General features: G+C 45.3%; 18 protein-coding genes. 12 read left to right on the plus strand and 6 right to left on the minus strand.

Going from position 1 to position 21,455, the window contains the following annotated elements; translation table 11 throughout:
• Positions 1 to 60 precede the first annotated feature (60 nt).
• Positions 61 to 1,335: a carbohydrate porin gene (locus PL85_RS12810; RefSeq protein WP_174223854.1), complete on the minus strand. Its 1,275-nt coding sequence runs from the start codon at positions 1,333 to 1,335 to the stop codon at positions 61 to 63.
• A gap of 438 nt (positions 1,336 to 1,773) precedes the next feature.
• On the opposite strand from PL85_RS12810, the gene glgX reads away from it, so the two are divergent.
• Complete coding sequence (gene glgX / locus PL85_RS12815; RefSeq protein ID WP_017048138.1) at positions 1,774 to 3,771, plus strand: glycogen debranching protein GlgX; 1,998 nt, start codon at positions 1,774 to 1,776, stop codon at positions 3,769 to 3,771.
• A 101-nt stretch (positions 3,772 to 3,872) separates the two neighbouring features.
• Here glgX and ulaG read toward each other — a convergent pair whose 3' ends face one another.
• Positions 3,873 to 4,940 (minus strand): L-ascorbate 6-phosphate lactonase, encoded by a 1,068-nt coding sequence (gene ulaG / locus PL85_RS12820; protein ID WP_115339939.1) that lies wholly within the window; start codon positions 4,938 to 4,940, stop codon positions 3,873 to 3,875.
• Positions 4,941 to 5,063: 123 nt separating this feature from the next.
• Positions 5,064 to 5,819: an HTH-type transcriptional regulator UlaR gene (gene ulaR / locus PL85_RS12825; RefSeq protein ID WP_026027147.1), complete on the minus strand. Its 756-nt coding sequence runs from the start codon at positions 5,817 to 5,819 to the stop codon at positions 5,064 to 5,066.
• Between the two features lie 390 nt (positions 5,820 to 6,209).
• Between ulaR and PL85_RS12830 the strand changes: the two genes are divergently transcribed.
• From PL85_RS12830 to PL85_RS12865, 8 genes are all read left to right on the plus strand, one after another.
• Positions 6,210 to 7,970, plus strand: coding sequence for a PTS ascorbate-specific subunit IIBC (locus tag PL85_RS12830; protein WP_026028425.1), 1,761 nt, complete (start codon positions 6,210 to 6,212; stop codon positions 7,968 to 7,970).
• A gap of 77 nt (positions 7,971 to 8,047) precedes the next feature.
• A complete protein-coding gene (locus tag PL85_RS12835) occupies positions 8,048 to 8,530 on the plus strand; it encodes a PTS sugar transporter subunit IIA (RefSeq protein WP_013868340.1) in 483 nt (160 codons plus the stop codon).
• A 7-nt stretch (positions 8,531 to 8,537) separates the two neighbouring features.
• On the plus strand, positions 8,538 to 9,230 hold the full coding sequence (locus PL85_RS12840; protein WP_013868339.1) for an L-ribulose-5-phosphate 4-epimerase: 693 nt from the start codon (positions 8,538 to 8,540) through the stop codon (positions 9,228 to 9,230).
• 5 nt (positions 9,231 to 9,235) lie between these two features.
• Positions 9,236 to 10,057: a Cof-type HAD-IIB family hydrolase gene (locus tag PL85_RS12845; protein ID WP_115339940.1), complete on the plus strand. Its 822-nt coding sequence runs from the start codon at positions 9,236 to 9,238 to the stop codon at positions 10,055 to 10,057.
• Between the two features lie 5 nt (positions 10,058 to 10,062).
• Positions 10,063 to 10,710 (plus strand): 3-keto-L-gulonate-6-phosphate decarboxylase UlaD, encoded by a 648-nt coding sequence (locus PL85_RS12850; protein WP_010316854.1) that lies wholly within the window; start codon positions 10,063 to 10,065, stop codon positions 10,708 to 10,710.
• A gap of 8 nt (positions 10,711 to 10,718) precedes the next feature.
• Complete coding sequence (locus tag PL85_RS12855; protein WP_026027146.1) at positions 10,719 to 11,600, plus strand: L-ribulose-5-phosphate 3-epimerase; 882 nt, start codon at positions 10,719 to 10,721, stop codon at positions 11,598 to 11,600.
• Between the two features lie 188 nt (positions 11,601 to 11,788).
• Positions 11,789 to 12,211 carry a hypothetical protein gene (locus tag PL85_RS12860; RefSeq protein ID WP_010316849.1) on the plus strand — a complete coding sequence of 141 codons (423 nt, stop codon included), beginning with the start codon at positions 11,789 to 11,791 and terminating at the stop codon, positions 12,209 to 12,211.
• 119 nt (positions 12,212 to 12,330) lie between these two features.
• Entirely contained in the window at positions 12,331 to 13,287 is a 957-nt protein-coding gene (locus PL85_RS12865; RefSeq protein WP_115339941.1) for a diguanylate cyclase domain-containing protein, read from the plus strand.
• On the opposite strand, the gene PL85_RS12870 is transcribed toward PL85_RS12865, so the two are convergent.
• Positions 13,277 to 14,248: an arginine deiminase-related protein gene (locus PL85_RS12870; protein WP_115339942.1), complete on the minus strand. Its 972-nt coding sequence runs from the start codon at positions 14,246 to 14,248 to the stop codon at positions 13,277 to 13,279. The genes PL85_RS12865 and PL85_RS12870 overlap by 11 nt on opposite strands.
• A 511-nt stretch (positions 14,249 to 14,759) precedes the next feature.
• Between PL85_RS12870 and PL85_RS12875 the strand changes: the two genes are divergently transcribed.
• Together PL85_RS12875 and PL85_RS12880 are read left to right on the plus strand one after the other, a co-directional pair.
• Positions 14,760 to 16,604 (plus strand): ABC transporter ATP-binding protein, encoded by a 1,845-nt coding sequence (locus PL85_RS12875; RefSeq protein ID WP_013868330.1) that lies wholly within the window; start codon positions 14,760 to 14,762, stop codon positions 16,602 to 16,604.
• 97 nt (positions 16,605 to 16,701) lie between these two features.
• Positions 16,702 to 17,406, plus strand: a complete 705-nt coding sequence (locus PL85_RS12880) for a DUF445 domain-containing protein (RefSeq protein ID WP_013868329.1) — start codon at positions 16,702 to 16,704, stop codon at positions 17,404 to 17,406.
• Between the two features lie 86 nt (positions 17,407 to 17,492).
• Here PL85_RS12880 and PL85_RS12885 read toward each other — a convergent pair whose 3' ends face one another.
• On the minus strand, positions 17,493 to 18,248 hold the full coding sequence (locus PL85_RS12885) for a phosphatase PAP2 family protein (RefSeq protein ID WP_094123615.1): 756 nt from the start codon (positions 18,246 to 18,248) through the stop codon (positions 17,493 to 17,495).
• A gap of 312 nt (positions 18,249 to 18,560) precedes the next feature.
• Positions 18,561 to 20,438, minus strand: a complete 1,878-nt coding sequence (locus tag PL85_RS12890) for a PhoX family protein (protein WP_094123614.1) — start codon at positions 20,436 to 20,438, stop codon at positions 18,561 to 18,563.
• A gap of 441 nt (positions 20,439 to 20,879) precedes the next feature.
• Here PL85_RS12890 and PL85_RS12895 point away from each other — a divergent pair, with 441 nt between their 5' ends.
• Positions 20,880 to 21,440 carry a hypothetical protein gene (locus tag PL85_RS12895; protein ID WP_115339943.1) on the plus strand — a complete coding sequence of 187 codons (561 nt, stop codon included), beginning with the start codon at positions 20,880 to 20,882 and terminating at the stop codon, positions 21,438 to 21,440.
• Positions 21,441 to 21,455: the final 15 nt, after the last annotated feature.

The raw sequence follows: 21,455 nt of genomic DNA on the forward strand, positions 1-21,455 counted from the left end.
TTCTCTATCATTTACAAAGCAAAAAAGGCAGCCAATAGGCTGCCTTAAATCTTAGTTGAGTTAGAACCAGATTTCAGTGTGGACACCGATAACTGTTTCATTTTTGCCATCTTTGATGCCAATTTGTGATGCGCTTGCTTCATCATCAGCAGAAATATAGCTAATGTATGGTTTGATTTGTGGACGACCGAAGTAATCAGCATTGACTGTAAATGCAGCAGCTAATTCCACATTGAAAATATCGCTTTCTAGTGCCTCACCAGTACGACCCCAGTAACCTTCAGCTCCCTCTTCATGAGCATAAGAACCTGTCATTTCAAGACGTAGGTTATCATTCACTTTATACGATGGACGAACAGCAGCAATATAACGTTTCAAATCTTTAGCACCAAATAACTCATCCAGCGCACCAAAATAGGTAATTTCAGAGCCCATTTGCCAGTTTTCGGAAATATTCAGTACACCGTAAGAAGTCAAGAAAATAGACTCTTGCTTATCATCACCGCCTGACCAGCCACCAAAGTTAACACCACGGTTTTGCGCAACACCTTTACCATATGCAATAGCAGATTGAGCCCAACCATCCAAGCCGTAATAGCTAGAATTTAACGTGATTGATACGCCAAAACCATCATCTGATTTACTGTCTTTGTTCGCTTGTTCCATGTATTTAAAATCAAAGTCTAAGCTACCAAAACCAACATCGACACCGTAGTAGTACAGATCGTAAGATGAAAGCGTTGTGCGTTCAGGGTTTGTCGTTGCTGCACCTGCATCAGGATCGGCAACCACCACCGCAAATCCTGCAGTATTGCCAGCAAGCTTAGTTTGAACACCAGCACCTACGCCAGAAGATTGTTTCCAAAATTCACCAGAAAGAATACCAGCAGCACGGTTTAGGAAACGTTGACCAGCCCATATAGATGTGTCTTCTCCTAAGTAGGATAAACCACCGATTTCAACAAAAGTTTCTTTCACTTCAAATTGTGCAGTGTCATTGGCTTTTTGACTACCAGATGAAGAATAAGCGTACGAGTTACCATTACCGTATTCAGAACGAACAGTGAAATTTGACCAAACACCATTTTCATGTTCTGTGTGTTTCTTAATTACAAACTCAACCTGATTGGTGCTTTTTCCATGAGTACCCGCTGTTTTGTAATCTGGTTTACCAAACTCTGTATCAACAGTTTCACCATCAACCATGCGGAAATTCATTGAAGCATACCCATGAACTTCCCATCCGTCTTTTAGTACATCTGTTTCTGCAGCAAAAGCAGAACCTGCTGCTAGAGTAGCAGCCACTGCGGCAGCAATTACACTTACTTTTTTCATTCTTAACTCCATTAAGGACGATTTATATTTATGGAAAATTTTAACTACGGACAGCATTTAAAACTTTCACTCTTCTCCTGTTGGAACCTGCAAGGCAGTTGACAGATAAACGCTAAAAGAAGAGGTAAGACGGGACTAAGTCCCCAGTTGTTTCAACGGTGATAAGGTTACTAAAGGCGTAATAAGCTTGCTTCCTCCACCTCAAAGTAATTTGGGGGGGAGGAGAAAGGATGAGTAATTTTATAGTATGGCGTTTTTAAAACGCGGATCACGGATTTCAGGGGGAGGAGATCAGTTAATGGTTATAAAATAGAATACAAAATGCCTTATTGATCACTATTTAGGGCCAATAACATCACTAAAATGAAATAAAATTACATTCAAATTTTATTCATTGGGCGCTTGACCTAATATCAACAAAGCTTTTTACTTAAAGCGATGACGTGCAGCAAAATAACAATTAAAGATGCCCATATGAAATGTACTATTTCTAGCCCTTACCCACTCGGTGCAACCCTTGATAACACAGGTTGCAATTTTGCTATTCATGCTCCAGCAAATAAACAGCTTCTACTCGCTCTGTTTGATCAACAGGGAAGTTTCACCACCCACGAGTTAGAGAATGAATATGCGGGCGTGAAGTACACTCATGTGCCAAACATTAAAGCAGGGCAAAAATACGGTTACCTCATTTTAAATGGTGACGAGCCGCACTATATTTCCGACCCCTACGCGAAGGCGATAGATAAAAACTTAGGCTATAAAACACCATTTAGTTCAAAAAAGAGTTTCGAGCTGCCTAAGTGTGTCGTGGTCGACGATCAATTCGATTGGCAATCAACTAAAAAGCCACACATACCTCGCGATAAGACTATTTTATTTGAGACCCATGTCAAAGGGGTGACCAAACTCAATCCACGTGTGCCTAAAGCAGAACAAGGTACTTATTTAGGCTTAATCAGTGAGGAGATGCTGGAGTTTTATCGCAAGCAAAACATCAACACACTACAGCTACTGCCCATCGCGGCTTGTATGCATGAGCCACATCTATTGGATATGGGCAAAGTCAACTATTGGGGATATAACCCCTATCTGTTTATGGTGCCAGATCCACGTTATGCGCAAAAAGATGCGGTAACGGAACTGAAAACGGCTATCAGAGAACTGCATCGTCACGGAATTGAAGTGATACTGGATGTGGTTTATAACCACTCAGCAGAGGGGGGCGAAGATGGGCCTATTTTCAATTTAAAAGCACTCGACCCTAAATATTATCTAAAACACGGCCAACATTACGCGAATTTTACCGGTTGTGGTAACACCATTGATCTCTCTTATCAACCCGCCCTTAACCTAGTCATGGACACGCTGCGCTACTGGGTTAGCGAATACCAAATCGATGGTTTTCGTTTTGATTTGGCCGCAACGCTTGGAAGAAATGGCGATAATTTCAGCCCCGATGCTGCGTTCTTTAAAGCGGTGGCGCAAGATCCAACATTAAAACGCGTCAAATTGATTGCTGAGCCTTGGGATATTGGTCCAAACGGTTACCAAGTAGGCAATTTTCCTTTCGGTTGGAATGAATGTAACGACAAATTACGTGATATCACACGCAGCTTCTGGCGCGGCGATCAAGGCTATTTAAAAGAGTTCGCCACACGCTTAATGGGCTCGCGCGACTTGTACAGTGCCGCAAACTGGCCCTACAAACTGACCGTCAATTACATCACTTATCATGATGGCTTCACCATGCAAGATTTGGTGTCATACAAGCATAAGCACAATGAAGCGAATGGTGAACAAAACCGAGATGGTCACGGTGACAATCGCTCCGACAACTATGGCGTCGAAGGCGAAACCGAGAACATGGTGATAAAAGCAACCCGCGAAAAGCAAAAACGCAATATGATGGCGAGCTTACTTTTTGCTTTTGGCATTCCTCATATTCTCACCGCGGATGTGCTTTCTCATACTCAGCAAGGTAATAACAACGCTTATTGCCAAGACAATGAGATCAGTTGGCTTGACTGGAACATGACCGAACGCAAAAGCTACTTCAAACATTGGTTGAGTCAAATGGTGGCGGCAAGACACCTTTATATGGTGCCCTTTATTCGTGCTTTTAGCGGTGAGGAACGTAATGCCAACCGCGTATTCTGGCGACGCGTGGATGGCACACTGATGGAACATGATGATTGGAACCGCTTAAGTTCTGTGGCATTGCAGATGGGCATTGGATCGGATGGGGCTGAAATGCTCTACTTGATCAACCAAACCAACGCACCCGCTCGTTTTACTCTACCTAAAGATCGTAACCAAAACTGGGAAGTGATATGCGATACCAATTTACGTAACGTACAACCCGGCCATGCAGAAGGGGAGTTGTTGCAATCGCCCATATCAATGACAATTTTGCACTACCAACCTGAAGTATAAAATTAAGTGCTGTACATCACTACCGATAAGCAAAGAGATTACCAATAAACAAAGAGGCCCAATTGGCCTCTTTCTCTTCTCTAATTTTTGCTTTCAGAACATTACAAGAATGCTTTGAAAGGCAGCTCTGGTTCATCGACAAAAATATCTTTAAAGCCTCTGAAATGCTGGTAATGCATACGTCCTTTGTCGGTTGGGTAAGTGTATTTACCACCCACTTGCCAAAAGAATGGCGCAAAGCCGTATTGCAGACGATCTTTTTTCATTTGCCACAATACTTCAATTTCACGCGGGTCATTTTGGAAGTTAGCCCAAATATCGTGATGGAATGGGATCACCACTTCACAACCTAACGCCTCGCCTGCGCGCAAAATATCAGATGCAGTCAGCTTATCTGTGATGCCTCGTGGGTTTTCACCGTATGAGAGCAGCGCCACATCAATCTTGTAGTCATTACCATGCTTGGCATAGTAGTTCGAATAATGCGAATCACCTGAATGGTAGATTGAGCCACCGGAGGTTTCCAATAAGTAGTTGACCGCGCGATCATCCATACCATCAAGAATCCCCTTATCATAAGATGAAACACCTTTAGGCAGCGTAATCAACGCAGTGCGATCAAAAGAGTCCAGCACTCGGATACTGATATCGCCGACTTCAATGCAATCACCCACTTTCGCCACAATGCAGCGCTCACTCGGTACTCCCCAGCCTTGCCACAGGTCAACGCAAGCTTGTGGCCCAATAAATTTCACATGCTCACCACAGTTTTGCAGCACAGCTGCTGCGACATTAATATCGATATGATCAGCGTGATCATGCGTCGCCAGTACCGCATCAATCTCTTTGATGCCAAATGGGTCCAACACAAAAGGAGACGTTCTTAAGTTGGGTTGCAGTTCACGCACGCCCCCCATCCGCATCATTTGGTGTTGTGGGTTCATAAGCGGATTCTTTTGTGTTTTCTTACCCGTCCCACACCAAAAATCGATCGAAAGATTGGTATTTCCGGCACTTTTTAGCCAAATGCCTGTACAACCAAGCCACCACATAGCAAAGGTGTTGGCTTCCACTTCGGTCTTTTCTATCTCTTCATTCAGCCAAGTTCCCCACTCAGGAAACGTACTGAGAACCCATGAATCGCGTGTGATTTCATCAATTTTACTCATAGCAACACCTTTTATTTCACGATCAGTTAGACAAATTTTGGATGTAGGGAGCCAAGCGTCTTAACCAAAGGTGAAGACACTGAGCCTGTGTTTATTATTAGAATGTGTAGAGCGAAGTGCTTTCTATACCAGAATCACTTCTGTCCCCTGCTGTTGTAGCGCTTGGATAACTTGCGGATCGGCGGCTTTGCCAGTGATAACAATATCAACCTTGCTGGCGGGGCAAAATAGCATGCCCGTACGCTGCCCAACTTTAGAACTATCCACTACCACCACTAACTTACCGATTTGCTCTAGCATTTGTTGCTCGGCAACGGCGGTGAGCATATCGGTTTTGTATAGGCCATTTTCCGTCAGCCCTTTGCCACTGGTGAACATCCAATGTCCGGCATAACCACCTAACGAATCAGGGGCGGGGTTGAGGAAAATGTTTTGTGCTTTGTTGTACTGCCCACCAATGATGATTACATCGTCGTGATCTTCATTGATAAGGTAACTGGCCAGTGGAAAATAGTTAGTCACGATTTGAACATCTTGGCCACACAACTCTTTACCGAGCAAGAAGGCGGTAGAACCACAGTTAATTACCACACTGTCACCTGGGTTGCAGAGCTTAGCCGCAGCCATGGCAATCTGTGATTTTTCATGGAAATGATCCGTACTGTCGATATTTAACGGCGTCCACGCTCGCTTTCTAATCTCTAAGCGTTCAGCACCATTGCGAACTTTCTTCAGCTTACCTAGCTCATCTAACTTAGAAATATCGCGGCGGGCCGTTGCTGGTGACACGTTAAATTTCTCAATAATATGCGTGACGTTGATGGTGCGCATATTGTCTAGCAAAGACAGTATCTCGTTATGTCTTTGTACTTCGTTCATGGTTATCACCTTATCTTTTCATCAAGTGATTACTTGGTGATTATTTATGATTTGTTTTGATTCTATTTCTCATCCATCACAATGTCAAACACTGGACGAACAAAACTTCCCTCTCGCTCACAATAAAACATAACCAATTGATTTTATTTGAAATAAAATTTTAACTGTGACTTGAGTATCAAATAATGTCTCCATTTGGCGAAGAAATTGATAAAAATCAAAATAATCACAAATGAGCATTGAATGATTACTTTTGATTGGTAAAGTCTATTTCGTGAGCAAAACAAGATGGAAATCGGCATCACCTTGCTGATTCACTCTGACCTACACCCAGCTTCGAGTAAGACGGGAATACACATAACGATAAATAGAGAATCAAGGGGTAAAGATATGCAGTTCATCTACGATATCTTCTACATTTTTTATAGCCAAGTAATGACTAAAGCACCTTTGCTGCTGGGCTTAGTCACCCTTATCGGTTACTGGTTATTAAGAAGAGATACCACCACCATCATTAAAGGGTCGATCAAAACCATCGTCGGCTTTATGTTGGTACAGGTGGGTGCAGGGACCTTAGTGGCAGGCTTTAAGCCTGTGATTGAGAAATTATCGGAATATCATGGTTTAACTGGCTCGGTTATCGACCCGTACACCTCAATGATGGCCACCATGGAAATCATGGGGGATGATTATTCTTGGGTTGGTTATACCGTACTACTGGCACTGGCGATCAACATCTTGCTCGTTTTGCTGCGCCGCTACACAGGCATTCGCACCATCATGCTAACGGGGCATATTATGTTCCAACAAGCAGGGTTAATTGCGGTGTTCTACCTTGTGCTGGGCGCAAGCATGTGGGAAACCATCCTTTATTCGGCTGTTTTGATGGCGCTCTACTGGTCTATCTCCTCCAACATTATGTTCAAACCCACCGAAGCCGTCACGGGTGGAGCCGGTTTCTCCATCGGCCACCAGCAACAAGTCGCGTCTTGGATTGCAGTTAAGATTGCCCCCAAATTGGGCGACAAAAACGAGAGTGTCGACCACCTTGAGCTGCCTAAATGGTTGCACATTTTCCACGACAGCATTGCCGCAACCGCGATTGTGATGACGCTATTTTTCGGCATTATTTTGCTCTCATTTGGTTTAGACAACCTGCAAGCAATGGCGGGAAAAACCCATTGGTCTATCTACATTCTGGAAACTGGCCTTAAATTTGCGGTAGCGATTCAAGTTATCGTAGCGGGTGTGCGTATGTTCGTTGCCGAACTGTCTGAAGCCTTTAAAGGTATCTCAGAGCGCGTCATTCCTAACGCGGTTTTAGCCATTGACTGCGCCGCTATCTACGCGTTCTCACCTAATGCCATGGTGTTTGGTTTTATGTGGGGCGCGATTGGTCAATTTACGGCGGTGCTGGCCATGCTCGCTTTTGATGCACCGATCATGATCATTCCCGGCTTTATCCCGATGTTCTTCTCCAACGCAACCATTGGTGTTTTTGCCAACCACTTTGGCGGCTGGCGCGCGGTCATGAAGATCTGTTTTGTGATGGGTATCATCGAAGTCGTTGGCTCAGCATGGGCAATTCACATCTTCAACCAATACGGCACCGAATTCAGTGGCTGGATGGGCATGGCCGACTGGGCGCTAGTCTTCCCACCGATCATGCAAGGCTTATCCGTCTCAAAACTGTTCTTCTTTGTGCTGATTGCATTGGCTGGTGTGTACATGTTCTTCGCCTCTAAAAAACTGCGTGAAGAGGAAGATGCACAAGGTTTGGTAAACATCAGTGACGATCCAGAAGTCATCGCCGCCGTCGAACAAGCACTGAAAGTCAGTGATGGCGTGCGCCCGGTCAGCATTTTAGCCGTGTGTGGCAATGGGCAAGGCTCCTCAATGATGATGAAGATGAAAATCGGTAAGTATCTGGAGAAAAAAGGCATTCCACATGTGATGGATTCTTGCGCAGTGTCTGATTATAAATCTAAGCTCGCCACCACCGACATCATCGTCTCATCAAAACATCTCTCTGGTGAGATGGAGCCCGGAGAAGGCAAGTTTGTGCTCGGCGTACAAAACATGCTGAATCCGAACTCTTTTGGTGATGAGCTACTCGATATCATCGATAAAAACTTTGTCACTTTGAAATAGCTATTTACTACAAAACGATAAGTACAAAAACAACAATAGGTGCCAGACGCACTGGCACCCACTCTGGAGATAGAACCATGGGACTGAAACAATCACTGATCGACAATGATTCCATCCAATTAAATGCACAGGCGAGCACTTGGCAAGAGGCGATCAAAATCGGTACGGATAGGCTGATCAAATCAGGAGCCATCCACCCCTGCTATCACGATGCCATCATCAGCAGCGTTGAACAATTAGGCCCGTATATCGTCATCGCGCCTAATCTTGCCCTGCCTCATGCTCGTCCTGAAAATGGCGTGATCAGAACCGCCTTTGCTTTAGTGACGCTACAAACGCCTGTCTATTTTGACGGCGAAGATGAACCGGTCGATGTGCTGATCACCTTGGCTGGTAGCTCGTCTGATCAGCATATGGAAGGATTAATGGAAGTAACCCAAGTGCTGGATGATGAAGAGAGCGAGACTGGCGTTGATCTCGATAAACTGCGCCGTTGTCGTACCGCGCAGGATGTTTACCAAGTGATTGATGAAGCGTTAGCGGCGCAATTGGTCGAGTGAGGATGCCATGTATAGCGAACTAAAACAGCGAGTATTTGCGGCAAATCTTAAGCTTCCCCAATACGGTTTAGTCACTTTTACTTGGGGCAATGTATCAGAAATAGACCGCGAGAAGGGCGTCATCGCCATCAAACCTTCCGGCGTAGAATACGATGTGATGAAAGTCGATGACATGGTGATCGTTGACCTTAACGGCGCGATTGTGGAAGGCACACTTAATCCATCCAGTGATACCGCCACTCACCTCGAACTCTATAAAGCTTATCCAGAGATTGGCGGCGTGGTACACACCCATTCGCGCAGTGCCACTATTTGGGCGCAAGCGGGCATTGACATTCCCGCTTTAGGAACCACTCACGCCGATTATTTTTACGGTGACATCCCCTGCACACGCAAACTTTCTTGCGATGAAATCGCTGGCCAGTATGAGAAAAATACCGGCCTTGTGATCATCGAAGAGTTCAAACATCGTCGCATTGATCCGATGGCGGTGCCAAGTGTGATTGTCGCCGGGCACGCTCCTTTCTCTTGGGGCAAAGATGCTAACGATGCCGTTCATAACGCTGTCGTCTTGGAAGAGATTTCCGCCATGGCGCTGGCGACTCGTTCACTCAACAGTGGCATCAAAATTCAACCGGAATTATCCGATAAACACTATCAACGTAAGCATGGTGATAACGCTTACTACGGCCAAAGGTAGCGGCTATGTATAAAGTTCTCGCGCTCGACCTTGATGGCACGGTGTTGACTGATGAACACACCATTCATCCTCAGCTAAAGCGAGCGATTCAACAGGCGCAGCAACACTGCCACGTGGTGATCGTGACAGGCCGTCACCACACGGCGGCTAAACCCTATTATCAAGAATTGGGGCTTACACCCCCCATCATCTGCTGTAACGGCACTTATGTGTATGACTACCAAAATGAAAAAGTGCTCAAGCACAATGCCATCACCAAGCAAGATGCATTGACCTTTCTCGCTTTGGCTAAAGAGTTTCAAATGAAACTGGTGATGTATGTGACCGACGCGATGACCTATTCCAAGCGTAGCCCAATCGCCTACATGCAAGCGTTGGAAAAATGGGCTAACCAGTACCCACCAACAGCACAGCCCAAAATCGAGCAAATTGACTCGTTTCGTCACCGCGTCGAGCAAGAAACGTTTATTTGGAAATTTGTGGTTGAAGGGCTACCGAGTTCCGTTGAACGTCTTGCCCAACAAGCTTGGGTACAAGAAACATTCAACGGTGAGCGTTCATGGTCGAATCGCGTCGACTTCGCTGCCAAAGGCAACAGTAAAGGTCAGCGCTTGGCTGAATATGTGCAATCACTTGGCTACCACGCTAATCACGTGTTGGCTGTCGGCGATAACCATAACGACATTTCAATGCTCGACTACGCTGGGCTCGGTGTGGCGATGCTCAATGCCGACGATACGGTGAAATCCCACGCCAAACTGATTTGTACAACCGATAACAATCACGACGGGCTCGCCCGTTTGATCCGTGACAAAATTCAAGGATAACTCTCATGACTAAACCAATGATCCAAATCGCTCTCGACCAAACTGACCTTATTTCTGCCATCGAAGTGGCAAAAAACGTAGCAAGCTTTGTGGATGTCATCGAAGTCGGCACCATCCTCGCCTTTGCTGAAGGCATGAAGGCCGTCAAAACGTTACGCCATAATCACCCTGACCATATTCTAGTGTGCGATATGAAAACCACCGATGGCGGCGCTATTTTAGCGCGAATGGCATTTGAAGCTGGCGCGGATTGGATCACCGTTTCTGCCGCAGCGCATATCGCCACCATCAGTGCGTGTAAGAAAGTCGCCGATGAACTGGATGGCGAAATCCAAATCGAAATTTACGGCAACTGGACCTTTGCTGATGCACAAGCGTGGATTGACCTTGGTATCACTCAAGCCATTTATCACCGTTCAAGAGATGCCGAACTGGCCGGTATTGGTTGGACAAGCGAAGATGTTGAGAAGATGCGAACTCTATCCGATATGGGGCTTGAACTTTCCATCACAGGTGGCATCGTGCCAGAAGATCTCTATTTATTTGAAGGCATTAAGGCCAAAACCTTCATTGCGGGGCGTGCATTGGTCGGTGAAAAAGGTCGCGTCACTGCCGAAGCACTGCGCAGTCAAATCGATCGTTTTTGGTGCTAGGAGGCCGTATGTATCAACATTTGCCACGCCAACGTATCGGGTTGTATGAAAAAGCGCTCCCCAATCATTTCAGTTGGGAAGAAAAGCTCGCCACAACGAAAGAGCTGGGGTTTGATTTTTTAGAGATATCCGTCGATGAGTCGGATGAACGTCGTCAACGCTTAGACTGGGATGATGCAACCATCTATCAGCTACGAAGATGGTGTGAGCAATACCAAATCCCGCTACAATCGATGTGCCTAAGTGCGCACCGTAAGTTTCCTTTTGGCTCGTCAGACCCCGCCATTAGAGAGCAAGCCATTCTGCACATGGAGAAAGCGATTACCTTAGCTTACAAACTGGGCATTCGCACCATCCAACTCGCAGGCTATGATGTCTATTACGAACCCGCTAATAAAGAAACTCATCAACGTTTCATTGAAGGCATGCAGCTTGCCGCCAAATTGGCCGAGCGTGCTGGCGTGATGCTGGCAGTGGAGATCATGGATACCAGCTATCTTAATTCACTCAGTAAGTTCGAAATTCTAAAGCGGCAAGTACCCTCCCCCTATTTTATGGCGTATCCAGATGTAGGCAACATTTCAGGTTGGAACTACGATGTGTGTACTGAATTGGCACTTGGTATGCCACACATTACTCAGATCCACCTTAAAGATACTCATTGCGTCACCTCTAGTTCCACGGGCCAATTTCGAGACTTGGTGATTGGTGAAGGAGAAGTCAATTTCGATGCTATTTCCCAAACGCTGAAAGAGGCAAACTGTGTTGTACCTATGGTGATCGAAATGTGGGCGCAAGATGAACATTGGAAACACAATATTCGTGTTGCGCAACATCGGCTAAATCAAGCCTGCGATGCCGCTGATTCGCCTCGTTTATTCAACCTATAGCTCATTTATTCAACCTATAAATTGTGCTCGGGTGCATCTTTTATGCATCCTTCATCCTCATATTGGATAATGCCGCGCCCTCTCCCCCGTGAGCGCGGTAGCTTTTCTTGGCAAATATTGACATCACCAACACAATCGCGCAGAGTTGCTTTTTGATAACGCCCCGATGCATAACACTCTGAGAACCAATGAAATTACTTCACTTACAACTCTTCTGGTATGAAAAGCATCACACCCTTTTAGAAATGGAAGCGCTCCCTACGCTCACCCCAACCCAAGAGCAAGCGCTGGCAGAATGGGTTAAGTGTCGACGCAAAATATTAAGCTTTGAGGCTCACCAGCATACTTGGGTAAAAGTGAATGTAGACGGTTTTTCTTCCGCTTTGCATTTAAAGCCGAATGGCACGTTGGTCGAGCGAGATCTGTTTGGTGAAAAAACACTGCAAGGATTATGGAAAGTCATCGACGGTTTCTTATTTATCAAAGTGATCAGCGGTGAATTTATTGTCGAATATCAGATTGTTGGCAATAACGAACACAGTATTCACTGCGGTATTGAGTACATCAACGGCCGAGTCAGTACCTACAGCAAATTTATTCAAACCAAATAAGCTTTGTGACCCACGGGAAAAAATGAGATGTATGTTGAACAAGATATCAACAACCTTGTGAATCCATCGGCAAACTGTGGCACACTCGACATAAATGCAGACTCGGTTCATCACGGTTTATGGAAGAGTACTTAAAACGAATCAAGCAGCTTGAAGAGCAAGTTGAGCATCTCAAAAAAGAAAACAGCTCTCTTGAAGAAAAACTGAATACAACGCTAGAAGGCACTGGACTTTGTCTTTGGGAACAACACATTCCTAGCGGAACCCTTAAAATATTCAATAGAGAATGGGGTGATATGCTTGGCTATCAATCACACGAGCTAGACGCCACCGTCGATATTTGGAAAAGCAAACTCCACCCCGATGATTATGACTTAGCCGTGGGCGCTTTTGAGGACCATTTGAATGGCAAGGCTGACACCTATCAGGTCATACACCGGATGATCCGCAAAGATGGAGGTCAAAGCTGGGTGTCGGATCGCGGCCGAATCGTTGAATATGATGAGAATGGAAAGCCGCTGCGCATGATGGGCACCCACACGGATATTACCAATGAAAAACATTATGAATTAGAACTCTCCAAACTCGCCGCGCAAGATCCATTGACCAACCTATTAAATCGAAAGGCGTTAGAAACTAAGTTTGACGAGATGAATGATCTTGTCGAACACTCTGCGGCACTGATTTTTATCGATTTGGATGACTTTAAAACCGTCAATGATCATCTTGGGCACCAAGCTGGGGATTTCGTGCTGCTCCAAGTTTCTCAATGGCTTCAAGAAAATGCGCCTCAACCATCATCGATTGCTCGTTTGGGCGGCGATGAGTTTGTCCTATTGTGCATCAATCAAAGCACAGAAACGTTAAAGCAGTTTATCGACAGTTTGCTAACCAAAGCCTATTCACCACTAAAATTAAGTCATGGAGAAGTGCAAATTGGCTTTAGTATTGGTGTTTGCCAATTCACAACCTCAATGCATACTTTTGAAACCTTATATGAATTGGCCGACCAAGCAATGTATCAGGTGAAGAAAAATGGCAAAAATGGCGTTGAGTACATCAATCTTAGCCAATAGCAGGCAAAAACACTTCCCCTAACATACATCTCACCGAACCACCGCCAATATCCTCAATGGTCTTCACATTACACGGCAGTAACTTACCGTGACTGGCTAGCTGCGCACGCTGCGCCGGCGAAAAGGCATCAAACGCCGATTGTGACATAGCGATCACTTTATCCCCTGCCGCCGTTTCTAATTGTAAAATGTTGCCGCAGAAACAGTTCATCTGCTCAAGTGAAATTGAGATGATCTGTTTATCTTTAGCCAGTGATTTAACCACAAAACGACGTTCAAACTCCGGGATCACTTCATCGCAAATCACGCAGAATGCTTCACCAACCGCCATCATCACATTGGTGTGATAAACCGGTTGGCCTGAAGGCAACGCCGTTTGAAAAGAGACCACGCGATCATAACCGATACGTTTAGCGTACTCCTCTAGCACTTCACGGTCGCAGCGCTGTGACAACGCCGAATAGATGGTTCGATTAAGGTGATCCATCACCATCACACCGGTGCTTTCAAGATAAGCCTGCTGGTCTTGATACGCGAGCAACGAATCTTGCGCCAATACCTTGCGGCCTGACAAAGTAAGGGTTTCGATCAACGCTTGTGGGCGCACTTCTTGCTGTCGATTTTTACAAGCCATCGGAAAGGTAAACAAGGTTCCCTCTGGCGTAGTGCTAAACCAGTTATTAGGGAAGACGGCATCTGGCGTTTCCACTTCAGATAATGGGTAATCAAACTCCACCACTTGCACGCCTTCGAGACGCAGTGTCTCAACCATGCTTTGATATTCGGCCATGGCTTGGATGCGAACTTGTTCGGTACTCAATGCAACTTGGTGTTGAAATTCATTATCTTGCGCCGTTTGAGCGTTAAATTTGAACTCTTTTGGCGGCACCATTACGACACAATTGGCATTTTGCACCGTATTCACGGCTGGCTGTGTGATCACTTGTTCCTGCAACATCATAGAAACTTTCCCTTCTACTCACTTTAGGCCAATTGTAAGCATAATGTTAAAATAACATTGACTGAATTTTGGGTTATTTCATCGAATAACTCCTATTAATTACTGAGAAAACTACTTTTCACATTAAAAATTACGGCAAAATCCCCATCACACCTAAAAATATTCACCCTTATTCAAAAAATATTCACAGTAAAAACTCACTTAAAAGTAGCGCAACTCGTTGATGGTTCTCTTATCGTCGATAACGATATTTAACTCACTTCACTTTTTCACCCGATGGACGTTACTGACCATTCGAGCCGATGCTTGCTGCATTGACCACCGTATTAATCAGGCGCCGTTTTCTAGAGCCAAGCGCGAAAAGTAATCCGCCACTTATGTTGTGATTTCGTTATACTTCTGTTCGGCTTACTCCATCATTTGCTCCCCTTATAGGAGTTCAACGTTAGATTCTCGCGTTCTAGGCTTTTGGTCTCTCATACTTTAGCGAGAATTGGCATAAGGATTTTCGATGTATAAAAAATTTGAAAGCTTTACCCAAGCCTTTCCCAAAGAGGAACCCAAACAGCCTCCTGCGACCTTATGGGCCTTTTGTCGTTACTACACGCGCGGCTTTGAAAAACCACTCATTTTAATGGCGTTAATCAGCACGTTAATTGCCGTTGTTGAAGTATCACTGTTCGGTTTTATGGGCCAACTGGTGGATTGGCTCTCATCCAGTAACCCAGAGACTTTCCTAACTGAGAACCGAGACACCTTGATCGGTTTATCTATTTTAGTACTCGTGATCATGCCACTTTTGATTGGCATCTATTCACTGTTGATCCACCAAACTATGCTCGGCAATTATCCCATGTCGATCCGTTGGTTAGCGCACCGTTATCTGCTCAAACAAAGCCTCTCTTTTTACCAAGATGACTTTGCGGGAAGAATTGCCACTAAAGTAATGCAAACGGCGTTATCCATCCGCGAAACAGTGATGAAGACCTTGGATGTGTTTGTCTATGTGTCAGTCTATTTCACTGCGATTGTGGTGATGTTGGCGCAAGCAGACTGGCGTTTAATGGTGCCGATGCTCGTCTGGCTCGCGGCCTACATTTGTATTCAACTTCACTTTGTACCACAGCTTAAAAAAGTAGCATCAGAACAAGCCGATGCTCGCTCAACCATGACGGGGCGCATTGTTGATAGCTACACCAATATTGCCACGGTCAAATTGTTCTCACACACCCGCCGAGAAACCGACTATGCCGAACAAGGCATGGAGAGCTTTTTAGACACGGTTCACCGCCAAATGCGTTTAGTGACTGGTTTTAACCTGTGCGTTGAACTCGCCAACTATATTTTGGTGTTCGTGATTGCGGCGACTTCGATTTATCTATGGATGCAGAGTGCCATCAGTATTGGTGCAATCGCGATTGCGATCAGCCTTTCATTGCGCATTAATGGCATGTCGAAATGGATCATGTGGGAAGTCGGTGCACTCTTTGAAAACATGGGCACAGTCGTGGATGGCATGAAAACCCTCTCGAAACCGATCACCATTGAAGATAAACCCAACGCAAAACCGTTGCAGGTTGCACAAGGTGGCATCGAATTTGATGACGTGAGTTTCCACTATGGCGAGAATAAAGGCGTTATTAACCATTTAAACCTGACCATTAAACCGGGTGAAAAAGTGGGCTTAGTAGGGCGTTCTGGCGCTGGAAAATCGACTTTAGTCAATTTACTGCTTCGTTTTCATGATGTTGAAGGTGGGCAAATTCGTATCGATGGGCAAGCGATCAATGAGGTCACCCAAGATTCATTGCGCAGCAAAATTGGTATGGTGACGCAAGATACTTCACTGTTGCATCGCTCGATCCGCGATAACATTTTGTATGGCAACCCTGATGCAAGTGAAGAACAACTGCTGCAAGCCACCCGACAGGCACACGCACATGAGTTTATCGAAACACTCACCGACCCATTTGGTAACCTAGGCTATGATGCGCAAGTGGGCGAGCGCGGCGTAAAACTGTCTGGCGGCCAGCGCCAGCGAATTGCTATTTCCCGCGTGCTGTTAAAGGATGCGCCACTGTTGGTACTCGACGAAGCCACATCCGCACTCGACTCCGAAGTGGAAGCGGCAATTCAAGAGAGCTTAAATGAGCTGATGCAAGGCAAAACCGTGATTGCCATTGCTCACCGTTTATCAACCATTGCCGCAATGGACAGGTTGATCGTACTCGATAAAGGTAACGTCGTTGAGCAAGGCACACACCAAGAGTTGATCGCTCAAAACGGCATTTATGCACACCTATGGGCGCACCAAACGGGTGGCTTTATCGGTTGCGACGACGTTGAGATTGCTTAATGGTTTATCAACGGAGTTTGCGCTCCGTTGATGCTTCCACAATTCACTCTTTTTCCTTAGAATTCGCCCATTCCCTTTATTTAACTAGATTTGGATTATGAACAAGAGCTTACTCACTAATATCATTGCGCTAGCGCTCCTTGCAGCGGGCTATCAACTGGATAACACTATTGCGCTGTATGCGGGCTTATTTGCCTTCTCTGGCGCAATCACCAACTGGCTTGCGATTCACATGCTGTTTGAAAAAGTGCCAGGACTCTATGGCTCGGGTGTGATACCTGCTCGCTTTGAAGAGTTCAAAACCGCAATCAAGAGCCTGATGATGGAGCAATTTTTCACCCAGTCCAATATTGACCGCTTCCTCAGTAAAGAGATGACGGGCAGTAAAACGTTGGATCTTGAGCCTGTGATTGCCAAAGTTGACTTCAACCCAACCTTTGATTCTTTGGTCGAAGTGATTGCAAACTCTCCATTTGGCGGCATGCTGGCGATGTTTGGTGGAACCGACGCGCTACAACCACTCAAGCAACCGTTTGTCGAAAAAATGCAGCAATCTATGATTGATATCAGCCAAAGCGATAGCGTTAAACAAGCGCTCAAAGAGCAGTTAGAAGCTCCTGAGATGATTGAAGAGATCACCGCTAACATCGAAAACATCATCGATCAACGTCTCAATGAACTCACGCCTAAATTGGTGAAAGAGATGGTACAGAAGATGATTAAACAGCACCTTGGCTGGTTGGTTGTTTGGGGTGGAGTATTCGGTGGTTTGATTGGTGTGGCTTCCTCCTTCTTTGCCTGATTGCCGTTACTTATGTGATTGAATGTGATTACAAAAAAGCCAGCACGTTTAAATGTGCTGGCTTTTTTATGATGACTCGTGACCCGTTAACAGAGATGAAGGCGCGTTAATAACGGTTTTAATTTAGGATGATCTAAGGGATACACTTTGGGTATCACAAGGTAAATCATGCTGACAAACAGCAAGGAGCCGTATAAATCAACCGGACGATGCATCCCTAACCATAAGCGGCTAAAGGAGACCCCACAGGCCCAAAGCAGTAGACCCGCCGCAAAAATATAGCGCTTTTGTTCAATAAACAGGCCACCAAAGAAAGCCAGACAAATAGCAGCGAAGATCGTATGGCCAGAAGGAAATGAATAATCCTTTTCACCCTGCCAATGACGTAAACGCCAGTCACTGACTTGGGTTGCGATGTCGGTCATCACACTTTCTTTTTGTAATTCACTCAATTTATAAAAATGCGCAGGGTTTGGGATAAGTAACTCATACGTCATTAATTCGGTGTATGGACGAGGGCTCTCTGTCAGATGTTTTAAACCCGTTTTGGCAGCCATACCAATCACCAATAACAAGCCAATTTGAATAATGCGGTTAAGCAGTTCAATGCGGGAAGTCGCTGTCCGTGTTGCCAAAAAAGCCAACAAAGCAAAGGTAAAGCCAAAACCTTGCCAACCAGCCGAATCGGTTAAATAGGTAAAAAATGCACCGACGCCCTCGCTCACTGGCGTGGTCAAATCAATCGAAGACCCAACCAATGAGATGGGAACTAACAGCAACGAGAACAAGGCTAAGAGTACTAAGCCCGATTTTTTCATTTGGATTTGCTTTTTCACGCTCAATAGACACCGCTGGATTATTGAAGATCAGCATAATAACGGACGACACGCAAAGAACGTATCAAGCAATTGTCAATTTGAGGGAAAATAATCGCCCCGATCTCACCCTTTTTACTTATTTTCCTGACACAAAGAATTCATACATAACGTGTAGGAAAGGCAAACCAGACCATGTCCTGCCTAACCGAAACAACGTCTTCTTTCGTGCAAGATAGGAGACTCCAAGACCGTGAATGGATGATGGCAGCAGCGTTGACCGACAGCAAGAATGTTAAAAAGGGAGCCGCAGCTCCCTTCAGAGGAAATGATCAGGGCTTATGCGCCAATCACCCCGCCGTCTTCACGAGTGATCATCATAATGGTCGAACGCGGCTTGGTGGTTCCGCCGTATGGGAAATGCGATGGCGCTTCATCTTCCCCAGGGTGTTGAACGCCAACAAACATGGTTTTTTGATCCGGTGAAAAAGTTAACCCTGTTATTTCACAAGCAATCGGCCCAGTTAGGAAACGTTTTACTTCACCAGTAATTGGATCCCCGCACAACATTTGGTTGTTGCCTTGCCCGGCAAAATCCCCTTTGTTGGAATAGTTGCCATCGGTTTGAATCCACAAGCGACCCGCTTTGTCAAAGCCGATACCATCTGGGCTGTTGAACATGTTGTCTGCTGAGATATTGTCGCTGCCCGCATAGAGATCGCCTTTATGTACCGTTGGGTTGCCCGCAATCAAGTACAGATCCCATGCAAACACAGTGCTAGTGTGATCCTCATTGGCTGGCATCCAGCGCAGAATCTGGCCATAGTTATTCTTAGCGCGAGGGTTAGGACCACCAACAGGCTGCCCCTCTTTACCTCGGTTTTTATTGTTGGTCAGTGTACAGAACACGTGCTTATTATCAGGGTGAATCGCAACCCATTCAGGACGATCCATTGTCGTAGCACCCACTTGAGTCGCTGCGCGGCGAGCAAAAATCATCACTTCTGCTTGGTCCTTAAAGCCATTTTCTGGCGTTAAACCATTTTTACCAAAGGTCAGTTCAAGCCATTTTCCCGAGCCTTTCAGTTCTTTCTCATTCATATCAAACTTAGCGACAAAGAGGGTTCCTTCTTCTAATAAATTGCGATTCGCCGCATCGTTACCAACTTGGTAGCGATTTTTTGAAACGAATTTGTATAGATGTTCACCGCGTTCATCATCCCCCAGATAGACCACAGCATGGCCGTCTTTGTTGAGAGTAAGCGCCGCATTTTCATGTTTGAAACGGCCTAACGCCGTGCGTTTAAGTGGCGTCGATGTTGGATCGTTCGGATCAATTTCCACTACCCAACCAAAGCGGTTTGGCTCATTGGGGTTTTTCGCAACGTCAAAACGCTCATCATGTTGGTGCCACTGATAATCACTGGGTTTGGCTTCAATACCATAACGCTTATGATCAGCCGTTAACTTCACGCCATCTTGGTTACTACCAAAGAAATCATCAAAGTTCTCCTCACACGTTAAGTATGTCCCCCACGGCGTTTGACCATTCGCACAATTGTTAAAAGTTCCCAGTGGATTTAAGCCCTTAGGATCAGTGGCGGTTTTCATTAGCGTATGGCCTGCAGCTGGCCCTGTGAGCAACATTGGTGTGTTTGCCGTGATACGACGGTTACGCTTCCCTGCGCGGTCAACCGTCCACTGGCCATTTTTGTTCATCACTTCAACGACAGTAACGCCGACCGCAGCTTGCGCTTTACGCACATCATCTGCTGTCATCGATTTACCTTTGTGATCAAACAAGTATTCGTAGTTGGTGTATTCATTATTAATCGCAAGTACACCGCGATCATCCGAAATTGGGAAGAAGCTCATGCCATCAGTGTTATCACCAAATTGAAGCTCTTGTGCTCGTGAATCTTGTTTACCACTTTGGTCAAACTCAGGAGCATCAACAGAAATGGGGTCACCCCATGAAATCAACGGGGTCGCTTTATACCCTTTAGGAACAACGATGGCATCTGCCGTTGAGACAGGAATGGCTTCAAAATTGAGCAGTGAAGAGCTCGACTTTGCCGCCACAGCCTTAGCAACTGGATTTAAAGATAAAAACGCGCCTGCACTGACTGCCGCACTACCCGCCATAAAACGGCGGCGAGAGAGTCTCGCTTCGATCATTTCACTAAATTGAGACTCTTGCTCTTCACGCTTCCACATGTTTGCTCCTTGACTTTACTTGTCTTGTTATTGGATTTTGCAAGCAGCTTAGCGGTCTATCGTGACAAATAAGTTAAATTTACATTGCTTAACGGTGACAGTGAGTTAAAAAATAAAATCTATGCGTTAGCTAAATAAGCCATTCAGCACAGCTGGGTCACCACAAGTATCACTCCAAATCGATATTTTCTAACCGACCTCGTCGAGAAAACAATACAACCGGCACCGCCATCAAGCTTGTCAATTGTCAAAACGGATAGTTTTTTGTTTTGTTTGGCAAGAGATGAATATTCATTTGATCATGCGCTCAAATCACACCTATTTTTTTACAGTTTTCTATTCTTAAACTAGGCTCAAAGTGCATATGGATGAATATGAACATCTAAGATCACTACATACCTTATACACAACGCAAAATACCTAACTCGACTGGAGTCTGTTATGAAATATTTTATTTGCCTGATCGCTTGTTTCTCCTTTTCCTCCTTTGCTAATGAGTTTGAAGGGGCGCTAAAAAACTTCATTGATACCAAGGTGGCTGAAATCATTGCTAATCCCGTTTTAATCCAAGCCATTAATGCTCAAAACGCTCAACACGCTAACCTAACTCAAATGCAAATTGATCAACTCGACAAGGATTGGCGTAGCCAAGTGGGCCAAACCGATGCTCCACTGATCAACAAACTGCTCTCTTCCCCCGCATCTTCTGAACTTAAATCGATTCAACAAGCTAGCAACGGGCTAATTACGGAGATCTTTGCTATGGATAACAAAGGGCTGAATGTCGCCCAAAGCGAGATTACTTCTGACTACTGGCAAGGAGATGAGGAAAAGTGGCAAGACACCTACCTTAAAGGTCCAAGCGCATATCTAATTGGTGAGATAGAAGAAGATGAGTCGACCCAAATGTTTCAGTCACAGATAAGCCACAGCATGGTTGACCCTAGCTCAGGGAAAGTGATTGGTGCCATCACCATCGGCGTTAACGTAGAAGCTCTTTAACTCATTGATCAGGAT

This window comes from Vibrio anguillarum (assembly GCF_001989995.2).
GTDB lineage: Bacteria > Pseudomonadota > Gammaproteobacteria > Enterobacterales > Vibrionaceae > Vibrio > Vibrio anguillarum.

Coding starts and splice junctions, on each gene's coding strand:
- PL85_RS12860 (WP_010316849.1), top strand. CDS start 11,789: ATGAAATTACTTCACTTACAACTCTTCTGGTATGAAAAGCATCACACC.
- PL85_RS12890 (WP_094123614.1), bottom strand. CDS start 20,438: ATGTGGAAGCGTGAAGAGCAAGAGTCTCAATTTAGTGAAATGATCGAA.
- PL85_RS12835 (WP_013868340.1), top strand. CDS start 8,048: ATGGGACTGAAACAATCACTGATCGACAATGATTCCATCCAATTAAAT.
- glgX (WP_017048138.1), top strand. CDS start 1,774: ATGACGTGCAGCAAAATAACAATTAAAGATGCCCATATGAAATGTACT.
- ulaG (WP_115339939.1), bottom strand. CDS start 4,940: ATGAGTAAAATTGATGAAATCACACGCGATTCATGGGTTCTCAGTACG.
- PL85_RS12895 (WP_115339943.1), top strand. CDS start 20,880: ATGAAATATTTTATTTGCCTGATCGCTTGTTTCTCCTTTTCCTCCTTT.
- PL85_RS12875 (WP_013868330.1), top strand. CDS start 14,760: ATGTATAAAAAATTTGAAAGCTTTACCCAAGCCTTTCCCAAAGAGGAA.
- PL85_RS12850 (WP_010316854.1), top strand. CDS start 10,063: ATGACTAAACCAATGATCCAAATCGCTCTCGACCAAACTGACCTTATT.
- PL85_RS12830 (WP_026028425.1), top strand. CDS start 6,210: ATGCAGTTCATCTACGATATCTTCTACATTTTTTATAGCCAAGTAATG.
- PL85_RS12810 (WP_174223854.1), bottom strand. CDS start 1,335: ATGAAAAAAGTAAGTGTAATTGCTGCCGCAGTGGCTGCTACTCTAGCA.
- ulaR (WP_026027147.1), bottom strand. CDS start 5,819: ATGAACGAAGTACAAAGACATAACGAGATACTGTCTTTGCTAGACAAT.
- PL85_RS12880 (WP_013868329.1), top strand. CDS start 16,702: ATGAACAAGAGCTTACTCACTAATATCATTGCGCTAGCGCTCCTTGCA.
- PL85_RS12865 (WP_115339941.1), top strand. CDS start 12,331: ATGGAAGAGTACTTAAAACGAATCAAGCAGCTTGAAGAGCAAGTTGAG.
- PL85_RS12855 (WP_026027146.1), top strand. CDS start 10,719: ATGTATCAACATTTGCCACGCCAACGTATCGGGTTGTATGAAAAAGCG.
- PL85_RS12870 (WP_115339942.1), bottom strand. CDS start 14,248: ATGATGTTGCAGGAACAAGTGATCACACAGCCAGCCGTGAATACGGTG.
- PL85_RS12845 (WP_115339940.1), top strand. CDS start 9,236: ATGTATAAAGTTCTCGCGCTCGACCTTGATGGCACGGTGTTGACTGAT.
- PL85_RS12840 (WP_013868339.1), top strand. CDS start 8,538: ATGTATAGCGAACTAAAACAGCGAGTATTTGCGGCAAATCTTAAGCTT.